Raw genomic sequence first — 12,087 nt, 5'->3', positions numbered from 1 at the left:
GGGTGTCCGTATTATTCGCTAGCCTTGATGGAGTCCAACTGTTTTCCGGTGAAAGGGGAGCGTCGTGAGCGTTCTCGATGACATAATTGCGGGGGTCCTCGAAGACCTGACAGAACGCGAGGAACGCGTTCCTCTGAGCCGTGTCAAGGAAATGGCTGCTGCTGCGCCAGAGGCGAAGGATACACTCGGTGCGCTACGCAATCGTGATGGCGCGGTCAAGATTATCTCGGAAGTCAAGCGTTCCTCCCCGTCGAAGGGCGCGCTCGCGCAGATACCGGATCCGGCTGCTCTGGCCTCGGTATACGAGGCCGGGGGAGCTTCCGTGGTATCTGTGCTCACCGAGCAGCGCCGTTTTAAGGGCTCACTGGCCGACCTGGATGCGGTGCGTGCGGCGGTTGAGATTCCCGTGCTGCGCAAGGACTTTATCGTGACTCCCTATCAGATCCACGAGGCGCGTGCGCACGGAGCGGACCTCGTGCTACTGATCGTGGCTGCGCTGGAGCAAAGCGTTCTTGTCTCGTTGCTGGAGCGCACGCGTTCGCTGGGAATGGAAGCGCTGGTTGAGACCCATTCGCGTCTGGAGGCACTACGAGCGCTCGAAGCGGGCGCATCTATTATCGGCGTGAACGCTCGTAATTTGAAAACCCTTGAGGTCGATCGCTCCACCGTTGAGCAGGTCATTGACGTGATCCCACAGGATGTTGTGGCAGTCGCGGAGTCGGGCGTGGCTACAGCGCACGATGTGTTCGAGTATGCCAAGTGGGGCGCGGACGCCGTGCTCGTTGGTGAGGCGCTCGTTACGTCGGGCGATCCCCGTGCGAGCATTCAGGACATGGTGAGTGCGGGGCAACACCCCGCGCTGCGCACCGATCGGAAAGCGCGCGTTGCCGCTGCGCGTCAGGAAGGACTGCGATGAGCGCTGAGAACTTTACCCCTGGACCGTACTTCGGTGATTTTGGCGGGCGCTTCGTTGCTGAATCGTTGATGGGGCCGCTCGAAGAGGTAGAGGCCGCATGGAAGCGCCTGTGGCGTGATAGGTCTTTCCAGGTTCGCTTGCGTGACTTGTTCGTCAATTATGCGGGGCGTCCGTCTCTGCTCACCGAGGCTCCGCGCTTTGCTGCTGACCTGGGTGGCGTTCGCGTGTTCCTGAAGCGTGAGGATCTCAACCACACGGGTTCGCACAAGATTAACAACGTGCTGGGCCAGGCTCTCCTGACGAAGGAACTGGGTAAGACTCGTGTCATTGCTGAGACGGGTGCGGGCCAGCACGGCGTGGCCACCGCGACGGCAGCCGCACTCCTTGGCTTGGATTGCACGATTTACATGGGTCGCGAGGACACTGAGCGACAGGCACTCAACGTCGCGCGCATGCAGATGCTGGGTGCTGAGGTCATTGCCGTGACGGCTGGGTCAGCGACGCTTAAGGACGCCATCAATGAGGCCTTCCGTGATTGGGTGACCAACGTGGAGACGACGAACTACATCTTTGGGACGGCTGCCGGGCCGCATCCCTTCCCCGAACTCGTGCGTGACCTGCAGCGTGTCATCGGTGACGAAGCACGCGCCCAGCTGCTTGCAACCGAGGGGCGTTTGCCCGATGTCGTTGTCGCCTGCGTGGGCGGAGGCTCGAACGCGATCGGTTCTTTCACGGCCTTCATCGACGATCCGAGTGTCGAGCTGCTCGGCTGTGAGGCCGCTGGCGACGGTTTTGAGACCGGGCGCCACGCCGCATCTATCACGGCTGACCAGGTCGGAGTACTCCACGGAGCACGCACCTTCGTCCTGCAGGAACGCGATGGTCAGACGAAGGCCTCGCACTCGATTTCCGCGGGCCTCGACTACCCGGGTGTTGGCCCCGAGCACGCCTGGCTTGCCCGGAGCGGCCGAGCCTCCTACATGCCCATTTCCGACGCCGAGGCCATGGATGCTTTCCTACACTTGTCGCGCACGGAGGGCATCATCCCGGCCATCGAGTCCGCTCACGCGCTCGCAGGAGTGCGTGCGTGGGCCCGCATGAAGGTCAAGGCTGAGGGGTCCTTCGAGCAGGGAGGTGAACCCATTGCCATCGTGACCGTGTCAGGGCGCGGCGACAAGGATGTGGATACCGCATCGCGCTGGTTCGGATACGGACATGCGAAGCTGCAGGTGATTGACCCCAGTGCTGGCCCGTCCGGCGTGGCCGTCTTGGATGAGAAAGAGGAGAAGTGAGATGACGCGAGCACCCCATAGCGCTGTCGCCATCGATGCGGCACTGGAGCGTGGCAACGCCGCATTGATTGCCTACCTGCCTGTCGGGTTCCCGTCCGTCGGCGACTCAATTCGTGCTGGCAAGGTCCTCGCGGACGCTGGCGTCGACGCCATTGAGCTGGGCTTTCCCTATTCGGATCCCGGCATGGACGGTCCCACCATTCAGCGCGCGAGCGTCGCGGCCCTCGAGCATGGCACGCACCTGGAGGATCTCTTTCACGCGGTGGATGAACTGACCTCGTACGGTGTTTCGACGACCTCGATGACCTACTGGAACCCTGTTGAGTGGTGGGGCGTTGAACGTTTCGCCAAGGACTTCGCAGCAGTGGGCGGTTCGGGCCTCATTACGCCCGATCTGCCTCCCGAAGAGGGCGCCGAGTGGGAGGCGGCCTCGGACAAATATGACCTTGAGCGTATCTACCTGACTGCGCCTTCGTCACCGCAACGCCGACTGAAGCTGATCGCCGAGCATTCTCGGGGCTGGGTGTACGCGGCGTCCTCGATGGGTGTCACGGGCGCTCGCGCAACAGTGGGTGAGCATGTCAAGGATGTCGTGGCGCGCACGCGTGCAGCGGGTGCTCAGCGAGTGTGCGTGGGCCTCGGCGTCTCCACGGGCGCGCAGGCGCGTGAAATCGGCGCGTACGCGGACGGAGTTATTGTTGGGTCCGCGCTTGTGAGGACACTCTTCGATGAGGACCTCGACCGCGGCTTGAAGGCGTTGAGTGCGCTGGCCAGCGAACTCAAAGCGGGTGTGAGTGGGGTCCGCGCGTGAGTGTATCCGTTGCCGCGGGTATCCCCTCTCCATCCCAGAGCGTGTGGTACCTCGGGTCAGTTCCGTTGCGTGCCTACGGCATTATTATCGCCGTTGGCATGGTCATCGGCGTGTGGTGGACTGCACGCCGCTACGTGGCGCGCGGAGGCAACGCCGACACGATCTACGATGTCGCGTTGTGGGCGATCCCGTTCGGTGTCGTCGGCGCGCGCCTCTATCATGTCGTGACGTCCCCCGAGGCCTATTTTGGACCCGGAGGCGATCCAGTTCTTGCGTTGCAAATTTGGCGTGGTGGCCTCGGTATTTGGGGAGGGGTCGCCTTTGGCGCTCTCGGTGCGTTCATCGCGGTTAGGCGGGCACGCGTTGCTTTCGGTCCGATCGCCGATTCGCTGGCACCAGCGCTGCTTGTCGCCCAGGCGATCGGTCGGTGGGGAAACTGGTTCAACCAGGAGCTTTTCGGCGGGCCGACGACCGTGCCGTGGGGGCTCCAAATCGACGCGGCGCACATGCCCATCGGCTACGCCGCGGGAACGCTTTTTCATCCTACATTCTTATACGAGAGCCTGTGGAATCTGGCCGGCGCCGCGCTCATCGTCTGGCTTGAGAGGCGGCGACGCTTTGCTGCCGGGCAGCTCTTTGGGATGTATCTAATGATCTACACCGCTGGTCGCAGCTGGATCGAGATGATGCGTATTGACGACGCGCACACGGTGCTTGGTCTGCGTTTGAACGTGTGGACTTCTCTGGTGGTCTTTGCCGTTGGACTGGCACTCTACTTGGTCGCTGGTCGTCTGGGTAGACCCCGCGAGGTTGTGTGCGTCGGTCAACCGGCGGAGGACGCCGGAGCGACGACGAGTGACATCGAGGAATCGGAAGACACGCAGCTTCCTGAAGAGGCTTCAATGCGTGACGGTGCTGGCGTCGAAAATCGTTGCGAGGCTGACTCGGAGGCAGAGAGGGAATGCCCATAAGCGATTCCATCGCATTCGCACTATGTCAATAGTCCCGTCAGCCCCTATTTCATGGGAATGATCACGTCGCGCGCGTCGAGTTCCTGAGGGGTCAGTGGGTGACTGGGCGGTAAACTTAGCCTCATGCGTCGAGCTAAGATTGTCTGCACTATTGGACCTGCCACAGAATCTCCTGAGCAGCTCCAGGCGCTGGTGGACGCCGGCATGGATGTCGCGCGTATCAACCGGTCGCATGGAAAGGCTGAGGAACATGAGGCCGTCATTTCGCGCGTTCGAAAGGCATCTGCGACATCGGGCCGCGCGGTCGCGATTCTCGTCGACCTTCAGGGTCCGAAAATCCGGCTGGAGACCTTCCAGGACGGCCCACAGGAGCTGAAGATCGGTGACACCTTCACGATCACGACCCGCGACGTTCCTGGAACGAAGGAACTCGTTGGTACTACCTTCAAGGGACTGCCCGGTGACTGTGCTCCCGGCGACCGCCTGCTCATTGACGACGGTAACGTCGCTGTCCGTGTTCTTGAGGTCACTGAGACCGACGTCGTGACTCGAGTTGAGGTCCCTGGCATGGTCTCCGACCATAAGGGCCTGAATTTGCCTGGCGTCGCTGTCTCTGTGCCTGCCCTGTCTGAGAAAGACAAGGAAGACCTGCGGTGGGGTATAGAGCAGGATGCCGACTTCATCGCCCTGTCCTTCGTGCGTTCCGCCAAAGACATCGAGGACGTTCATGCAATCATGGACGAGATGGGCAAACGCATTCCGGTCATCGCTAAGATCGAGAAGCCGCAGGCTGTTGAGGCCCTCGAAGAGATCGTGGAGGCTTTCGACGGCATCATGGTCGCCCGCGGTGATCTGGGTGTTGAAATGCCTCTTGAGGCAGTGCCGCTGGTCCAAAAACGCGCAATTGAGTTGGCGCGCATTGCTGCAAAGCCCGTCATCGTGGCCACCCAGGTCATGGACTCCATGATCAAGAATCCGCGACCGACCCGCGCTGAGGCCTCCGACTGCGCCAACGCGATTCTTGACGGTGCCGACGCAGTCATGCTTTCGGGTGAAACCTCTGTAGGGGCGTTCCCTATCGAAACAGTGCGAACAATGGCCGCTATTATCGAGTCCACCGAGGAGAATGGCGGTGAACGCATCGCTTCGATTCCCGGTTTCTTCGCTGATCGCGCAGGGGTCATCTGTGAGGCCGCCGCTCGTATCGCCGAACATATGGATGCCCGTTACTTGGTGACCTTCACCCAGTCAGGCACCTCGGCTCGCTTGTTGTCGCGTATGCGTCGACCGATCCCAATGCTGGCCTTCACGCCGCTCGAATCGACGCGTCGTCGCCTGGCCTTGTCGTGGGGCATCCAGACGTACCGTGTTCCCGAGGTTCGGCATACGGACGATATGGTGTGGCAACTCGACCAAGTTGTGCAGTCCGCCCGGTTGGCTGAGATTGGCGAACAGCTCGTCATCGTCGCCGGCATGCCGCCCGGCATCCCCGGTTCCTCTAACATGCTGCGTATTCACGAAGTTGGAGACGAGGCCGATTACGCAATTGGTGGGACTCGCTAAGTGTGAGACGCGCTCGTGGTGGGGTGCCGACTCGGTCGGCACCCCACCACTGTCGTTTGTTGGACCTTCTGTACATTCATGTGGACAAAACTAAATCGGTGGAATAGAGTACTCGGATACGCGTTACGACGTGTGTGGGTGCACCAACGACGGTGCGGCTAGAGCAGCAGCTTGCTGCGGGCGCTCAGCGGAATGCCAGTGCGATCAAAGCACGTTTCCGCGCGCCCACAATTGAAGAAGGAGGAAGAAATGAATACGAATATCCGGACCGTGTCGGTCCACGACACTCTGTTTGGCCGCGTGGCCAACAACTTGGAGGTCGCGCAGCTCTCGCGAGCCGTTGAGCCGTGGTTTGCTGACTTCCATGATACGAGAGTCAAGCAGGCGATCGCCGATCTCGACGAGCCGACCCGTAGGGGGGCGGCAGCTGAGTACCTCGGACTGGAGCTGAGCGTCGTCGCCTGAGAGATACGGTGGGGGCCGACAAGCGTTGCTTGTCGGCCCCCGTTCGTACGCGAAATATACTCGTATCAATAATGGTCACAGCGTCGCGTCGGTACCTGTTTGCCGGTACCATTAGTGACGTACTCCAATGGTGGTACCCCGAGTGGGATTCGAACCCACAACAAGCCGGGTTTGAGCCGACCGCCTCTGCCAGTTGGGCTATCGGGGCTTTCGCTTGTGCGAAACCCAGGATAGAGCAGCTGAGCACACCGATCAAACTGAGGAATATGACAATGACTGAACAGCAGGCTGAACCACGTCGCGTTCTCGTCGCTGAGGACGAAGGGCTGATTCGTCTCGACATCGTTGAGACTCTAACCCAGGCGGGGTTTGAAGTCGTCGGCGAAGCTGCCGATGGCGAAGAGGCTGTCGAGCTGGCCCTGGAGCTCGAGCCTGATCTTTGTGTGATGGATGTCAAGATGCCGAAGATGGATGGCATCACAGCAGCCGAGAAGATTTTGCAGGAACTTTCCTGTGCGGTGGTGATGCTGACCGCATTCTCGCAGACCGAACTCGTTGAGCGTGCGCGGGACGCCGGTGCGATGGCCTATGTCGTTAAGCCTTTTAGTCCCTCCGACCTGATTCCCGCTGTTGAGATCGCCCTGTCGCGTCACGCTGAGATTGAGTCCCTTGAGGATCAGATCGCCGATCTGACTGATCGCTTCGAGACCCGCAAGCGCGTGGACCGAGCGAAGGGACTGCTCATGAAGAACATGGGTATGAGTGAGCCGGAGGCGTTCCGCTGGATTCAGAAGACATCAATGGATCGTCGCCTCTCTATGCGAGAGGTCGCTGACGCTGTCATCAACCAGGTCGACGACTAATCGAATACATGAGTGTGAAGGCGGGGAGAGTCATAGGATCTCCCCGCCTTCACTGTCCCAAGATCGGTGCCCATCGAGGTGTCAGGCGTGCGCGGAACGCACCAGGATGCGATTGGTGACGCGTGCCACCGAAACGAGGTGGTTGGCCTCATCGCGGATCTCCACGGTGTGTACGGTCGAAGAACGACCCAGGTGCACCGCCGTCGCTGTCGCAGTGACGATTCCGCTGCGCCCGGCGGCGATGTGAGAGGCGTTGAGCTCGGTGCCGACCGCGTAGGCTTGCTTGCCTGGGTTTGTCTCGCGCGCGTGAATCTGAGCTGCGAAGGAGGCTGCGGTCTCAGCGAGGGCAGCCGATGCTCCACCGTGGAGGATTCCGGCGCTCTGACGGTTGCCGTCAATGGGCATCGAGATCACGGTGCGCGCAGCCGTGTGCTCGAGCACTTCCATGCCGGTGACTTCCATGAGTGTCCCTGGCCAGTGGGCACCCACCCAACCGCCCCGGGCGAGGGGATCAGGCGTGGACGCTATGGTGTGTTTCGTCTGGTGATCGTGTGTCATGGCATCTAGGGTGTCATGTGTGAGTGACACTGTGCTGATTATTGACGGCCATTCGATGGCGTTTCGCGCGTTCTATGCGCTCCCCGCGGATAACTTCGTAACTGCGACTGGGCAACATACGAACGCGGTGTACGGCTTCGTGTCAATGCTCACGCGCCTACTTCAGACGGAGCGACCGACGCATGTGGCGGTGGCCTTTGACGTGTCGCGGCACTCATTTAGGACCGAAGAATACCCAGAGTACAAGGGGACACGTGATGCGACTCCCGAGGAATTCAAGGGACAGGTGGAGCTGATACGGGAAGTTTTGGATGCGATGGGCATTGTGTCGCTCTCGCGCGAAGGCTTCGAGGCGGACGACATCCTAGCGACTCTGGCTTACCGGGCGGGCCATGAAGGCGCGACCGTCCTTGTTGTCTCTGGTGACCGCGATTCGTTCCAGACGGTGACGGATAACGTCACCGTGCTGTACCCGGGCGCGAGTCCTGGCGACCTGCGCCGAATGACGCCTGCGGCAGTCGAAGCGAAGTACGGGGTGCCTCCACAGCGCTACCCGGAGATTGCGGCGATTGTCGGGGAGACGTCGGATAACCTGCCGGGCGTGCCCGGAGTGGGGCCTAAGACAGCCGCCCAATGGATCAACAAGTACGGCGGGCTGGACAATCTCCTGGCGCGCGCCGACGAGATCGGTGGTAAGCGAGGGGCGGCCCTGCGCGAGCACATGGACGACGTCATACGTAATCGTCGCCTCAACCGACTCTTGACCGACATGGACTTAGAAGTCGGTCCCGCTGATCTGGCCCGGCGCCCGACGAACCTGGCTGCTGTTGACCGGCTCTTCGACTCCCTCGAATTCGCTCACCTGCGCGCAAAGGTCCGTGAGGTATCGGGCATCGGCATGAGGGACAGGCCCATTGTCGAGGCCGTGGAATCCTCCGCGTCTGAGGCGCAGATTGAGGTTCATCTCGCCGACGCCTCGTGTGACATCACTGCTTGGACCTCAGCGCGAGCGCCCCTCGCTCTCCTTATCGAAGGCGATGTACGCCCGACCCGCGGCGACGTCTCGCGCCTCGTCCTCGCTGGTACCAATGACGCGCTCGTTGTTGACCCCGCCGAACTCAGCCCAGCGCAGGAGCGGGCTGTGGCCGACGTTCTCGCCCAGGCCTCGTCCCTGATCGTTCACGACGCGAAGGGAACGAGACACGCCCTGGCGGCGCGCGGCTGGACGCTCGGTGAGGTCGGCTTCGACACGATGCTTGCGGCCTACCTTGCCCACCCCGATCAGCGTTCACACAAGCTTGAGGACGTTGTCTCCCGCGTACTCGGTCTCGTTCTTGAGGAAGAGACGCGTGCAGCTGACGCCCTCTTCGACATGGATGAGATCGGCGCCGGTCCCAGCGCCGCGCAGGTGCGCGCGGGCCGCCTGGCCGCCGCGCTCCACCCGCTGGCCCACAAACTGCGCGCAACCCTCGATGAGAGAGGGGAGACGTCACTCCTCGTCGACATGGAGATGCCCCTGTCGATTCTGCTGGAAGAGATGGAGACTATCGGTATCGCCGCGGACGCGGACGTTCTTGACGGTCTGTCAACTGAACTCGGCAAGGCCGTCGATGCCGCGCGTGAAGGAGCCTGGATGGCCGCCGGACGCGAAGTCAACCTCTCCAGCCCTAAGCAGCTTCAGGAGATTCTCTTCGACCACTTTGGCCTGCCTAAGACGAAGAAAACGAAGACTGGCTACACGACGAACGCCGACGCGCTGGCGGACCTGTGGGCCAAAACTGAGGAGCGCGGGGGAGCGGGGCACGACTTCCTCGGATTCCTCCTCACCCACCGCGATCGTATTAAGCTCAAGCAGATGGTGGATTCGCTGTCCGCCACCATCGCATCCGATTCCCGCATCCACTCGACCTTCTCCCAGGTTGCCGCTGCCACCGGACGCCTGGCCTCCTCCGATCCGAACCTGCAGAATATTCCTGCGCGAAGTGCAGACGGTATGCGTATCCGCGGCGCCTTCGTCGCGGGCCAGGGCTACGAGTCCCTCATGAGCGCCGACTACTCGCAGATCGAAATGCGCCTCATGGCCCACCTCTCCGGAGATGAGGCGCTCATTGAGGCCTTCAACTCCGGCGAGGACCTGCACCGCACCATGGCATCCATGGTCTTCGGCACGCCCGTCGCCGACGTCACCGGCGAGGAGCGCTCGCGCATCAAAGCCACCTCCTACGGCCTCGCCTATGGCCTGTCCTCCTACGGGCTGGCCGCCCAGCTCGGCATCCCCGTCCCCGAGGCGGCAGCCCTGCGAGAACGCTACTTCGAGCGCTTCGGCAAAGTCCGAGACTACCTCGAGGGCCTCGTCACCCAGGCCCGCGCCGACGGCTACACGCAGACCATGTTCGGACGCCGCCGCTACCTGCCCGACCTGCGCTCGACGAACCGCCAGCGCCGAGAAATGGCCGAACGCGCCGCGCTCAACGCGCCCATTCAGGGCAGCGCCGCCGACATCGTCAAAATCGCCATGCTGGACGTCGCCTCCGCGCTGAGCGAGGCCGGATTGGCCTCGCGCCTCCTCGTGCAGATCCACGACGAACTCCTCCTCGAGGTCGCCCCCGGCGAGGAGAAGGCCGTCGAAGAGCTCGTCCGGGCCAAGATGGCATCGCCTGTCACGCTGTCCGTCCCCCTGGACGTCGCCGTCGGCATCGGCGCGTCGTGGCAGCTCGCCGCCCATTAGGCGCCGACTTGGCGACGCACGCCACGTAAAGTGGCGCTACATTCGTCACATTTGCGCGTCCAAGGCTGCTAAACTGGACCGCGGTGCCTGGGGACAGGTGCATCCGCATTCGTCCGCAGGCGCTGGAACTGTCCATCTACTATCCAGTCCGTTTCGGAGAAACTACTACATGACCACGAATACGCCGCAGGTCGCTATCAACGACATTGGTTCGGAAGCAGACCTGATCGCAGCCATCGACGAGACCATCAAGTACTTCAACGATGGCGACATCGTCGAGGGCACTGTCGTCAAGGTCGACCACGACGAGGTCCTCCTTGACATCGGCTACAAGACCGAGGGTGTCATCCTCTCTCGTGAGCTGTCCATCAAGCATGACGTCAACCCCGACGACGTCGTTGCCGTGGGCGACCAGATCGAGGCGCTCGTCCTCCAGAAGGAAGACAAGGAAGGCCGTCTCCTCCTGTCGAAGAAGCGCGCTCAGTACGAGCGTGCGTGGGGCAAGATCGAAAAGGTCAAGGAAGAGGACGGCGTCGTTACCGGTACCGTCATCGAGGTCGTCAAGGGCGGCCTGATCCTCGACATCGGCCTGCGCGGCTTCCTGCCCGCCTCTCTCGTCGAGATGCGTCGCGTCCGCGACCTCGCCCCCTACATCGGTCGCGAGATCGAAGCGAAGATCATCGAACTCGACAAGAACCGCAACAACGTGGTCCTGTCTCGCCGCGCATGGCTCGAGCAGACCCAGTCCGAGGTCCGCACGAACTTCCTGCACACCCTCCAGAAGGGCCAGGTGCGCTCCGGCGTCGTCTCCTCCATCGTCAACTTCGGCGCCTTCGTCGATCTTGGCGGTGTCGACGGCCTGGTTCACGTCTCCGAGCTGTCCTGGAAGCACATCGACCACCCGTCCGAGGTCGTCGAGGTTGGCCAGGAAGTCACCGTCGAGGTTCTCGACGTCGACATGGATCGCGAGCGCGTCTCCCTGTCCCTCAAGGCCACCCAGGAAGATCCGTGGCAGGCCTTCGCCCGCACCCACGCCATCGGCCAGGTTGTGCCCGGCAAGGTCACCAAGCTGGTCCCCTTCGGCGCGTTCGTGCGCGTCGAGGACGGCATCGAGGGCCTCGTCCACATCTCCGAGCTGGCTCAGCGCCACGTCGAGCTGCCGGACCAGGTCGTCAAGGTCGGCGAAGAGGTCTTCGTCAAGGTCATCGACATTGACCTGGAGCGTCGCCGCATCTCCCTGTCCCTCAAGCAGGCTAACGAGGGCGTCGACCCGAACTCTGAAGAGTTCGATCCTTCGCTCTATGGCATGGCCGCCGAGTACGACGAGGACGGCAACTACAAGTACCCTGAGGGCTTCGATCCGGAGACTCAGGAGTGGATGGAAGGCTTCGACGCTCAGCGCGAGGCGTGGGAAGCTCAGTACGCCGAGGCTCAGGCCCGCTGGGAGGCCCACAAGGCTCAGGTCCGCAAGGCCCTCGAAGAGGACGCCGAAGCGGCTCCCTCCATCGAGGAGCAGGCCTCCTACTCGACCCCGGTCGACAACGAGGGCACCCTTGCGTCCGACGAGGCCCTGGCCGCGCTGCGTGAGAAGCTGACGAACAACTGAATCGGTCGTTGTGACTGAGCTTCGAATCGTCAGTTCACGTCAGTGAACGCATGAGTGGTGGTCCCCAGGTTTTCCTGGGGGCCACCACTTTTTGTCTGATTTCTGGCTGCCGCCAAGTCCTGCCTTATCCAGATCTTCGACCGGCCTGGTTGCTCAGCAATCTCGCACGTAATTCCCCTGCGAGTATTTCAAACATTGAAGTCGCTTCGTTGGAATTGCAACGTTTTGAGAGGGAGTCGAAAACTGACCGTTGTAAATTACGTGCGACTTTTGCTCGGGGTTGCGTCGTGGCCGCGGCGCACAGACAACGAGAT

Annotated in this window: 10 protein-coding genes and 1 tRNA gene; 9 read left to right on the top strand and 2 right to left on the bottom strand. The window is 61.9% G+C overall.

The annotated features are described in order from the left end of the window. Window positions 1-64 precede the first annotated feature (64 nt). From trpC to RYL44_RS00985, 6 genes are all read left to right on the top strand, one after another. Window positions 65-916 (top strand): indole-3-glycerol phosphate synthase TrpC, encoded by an 852-nt coding sequence (gene trpC, locus RYL44_RS01010; protein WP_073983356.1) that lies wholly within the window; start codon window positions 65-67, stop codon window positions 914-916. Further along, window positions 913-2,208, top strand: a complete 1,296-nt coding sequence (gene trpB, locus RYL44_RS01005) for a tryptophan synthase subunit beta (RefSeq protein WP_314769486.1) — start codon at window positions 913-915, stop codon at window positions 2,206-2,208. Before trpC ends, trpB begins: the two co-directional genes overlap by 4 nt. Window position 2,209: 1 nt before the next feature. Then, window positions 2,210-3,019 (top strand): tryptophan synthase subunit alpha, encoded by an 810-nt coding sequence (gene trpA / locus RYL44_RS01000; protein ID WP_314769485.1) that lies wholly within the window; start codon window positions 2,210-2,212, stop codon window positions 3,017-3,019. Continuing rightward, window positions 3,016-3,990, top strand: coding sequence for a prolipoprotein diacylglyceryl transferase (gene lgt, locus RYL44_RS00995; RefSeq protein WP_276739658.1), 975 nt, complete (start codon window positions 3,016-3,018; stop codon window positions 3,988-3,990). The genes trpA and lgt overlap by 4 nt, the downstream gene beginning before the upstream one ends. A gap of 123 nt (window positions 3,991-4,113) precedes the next feature. Then, complete coding sequence (gene pyk / locus RYL44_RS00990; protein WP_073983352.1) at window positions 4,114-5,553, top strand: pyruvate kinase; 1,440 nt, start codon at window positions 4,114-4,116, stop codon at window positions 5,551-5,553. A 249-nt stretch (window positions 5,554-5,802) separates the two neighbouring features. Next, window positions 5,803-6,018 carry a hypothetical protein gene (locus tag RYL44_RS00985; protein WP_073983351.1) on the top strand — a complete coding sequence of 72 codons (216 nt, stop codon included), beginning with the start codon at window positions 5,803-5,805 and terminating at the stop codon, window positions 6,016-6,018. Window positions 6,019-6,149: 131 nt separating this feature from the next. Here the strand turns inward: RYL44_RS00985 and RYL44_RS00980 are convergent. Then, a tRNA-Leu gene (locus RYL44_RS00980) sits at window positions 6,150-6,226 on the bottom strand. 64 nt (window positions 6,227-6,290) lie between these two features. Here RYL44_RS00980 and RYL44_RS00975 point away from each other — a divergent pair. After that, window positions 6,291-6,881 (top strand): ANTAR domain-containing response regulator, encoded by a 591-nt coding sequence (locus tag RYL44_RS00975; protein ID WP_073983350.1) that lies wholly within the window; start codon window positions 6,291-6,293, stop codon window positions 6,879-6,881. Window positions 6,882-6,962: 81 nt separating this feature from the next. Here RYL44_RS00975 and RYL44_RS00970 read toward each other — a convergent pair whose 3' ends face one another. Then, window positions 6,963-7,439 (bottom strand): PaaI family thioesterase, encoded by a 477-nt coding sequence (locus RYL44_RS00970; RefSeq protein WP_073983349.1) that lies wholly within the window; start codon window positions 7,437-7,439, stop codon window positions 6,963-6,965. On the opposite strand from RYL44_RS00970, the gene polA reads away from it, so the two are divergent. Beyond that, on the top strand, window positions 7,438-10,167 hold the full coding sequence (gene polA, locus RYL44_RS00965; protein WP_314974819.1) for a DNA polymerase I: 2,730 nt from the start codon (window positions 7,438-7,440) through the stop codon (window positions 10,165-10,167). The genes RYL44_RS00970 and polA overlap by 2 nt on opposite strands. 169 nt (window positions 10,168-10,336) lie before the next feature. Next, entirely contained in the window at window positions 10,337-11,773 is a 1,437-nt protein-coding gene (rpsA, locus tag RYL44_RS00960; RefSeq protein WP_073983347.1) for a 30S ribosomal protein S1, read from the top strand. The last annotated feature ends 314 nt before the right edge of the window (window positions 11,774-12,087 follow it).

Source organism: Actinomyces bouchesdurhonensis (assembly GCF_963540955.1).
In the GTDB taxonomy this organism is placed as follows: domain Bacteria; phylum Actinomycetota; class Actinomycetes; order Actinomycetales; family Actinomycetaceae; genus Pauljensenia; species Pauljensenia bouchesdurhonensis.
Note: the sequence above shows the minus strand (reverse complement) of the source record. Positions and strands in the feature narration are given on the sequence as shown.

Excerpts from the sequence above, each read along its gene's own strand:
- trpB (WP_314769486.1), top strand. The coding sequence starts at position 913 with ATGAGCGCTGAGAACTTTACCCCTGGACCGTACTTCGGTGATTTTGGC.
- trpA (WP_314769485.1), top strand. The coding sequence starts at position 2,210 with ATGACGCGAGCACCCCATAGCGCTGTCGCCATCGATGCGGCACTGGAG.
- pyk (WP_073983352.1), top strand. The coding sequence starts at position 4,114 with ATGCGTCGAGCTAAGATTGTCTGCACTATTGGACCTGCCACAGAATCT.
- RYL44_RS00985 (WP_073983351.1), top strand. The coding sequence starts at position 5,803 with ATGAATACGAATATCCGGACCGTGTCGGTCCACGACACTCTGTTTGGC.
- RYL44_RS00975 (WP_073983350.1), top strand. The coding sequence starts at position 6,291 with ATGACTGAACAGCAGGCTGAACCACGTCGCGTTCTCGTCGCTGAGGAC.
- polA (WP_314974819.1), top strand. The coding sequence starts at position 7,438 with ATGGCATCTAGGGTGTCATGTGTGAGTGACACTGTGCTGATTATTGAC.
- RYL44_RS00970 (WP_073983349.1), bottom strand. The coding sequence starts at position 7,439 with ATGACACACGATCACCAGACGAAACACACCATAGCGTCCACGCCTGAT.
- rpsA (WP_073983347.1), top strand. The coding sequence starts at position 10,337 with ATGACCACGAATACGCCGCAGGTCGCTATCAACGACATTGGTTCGGAA.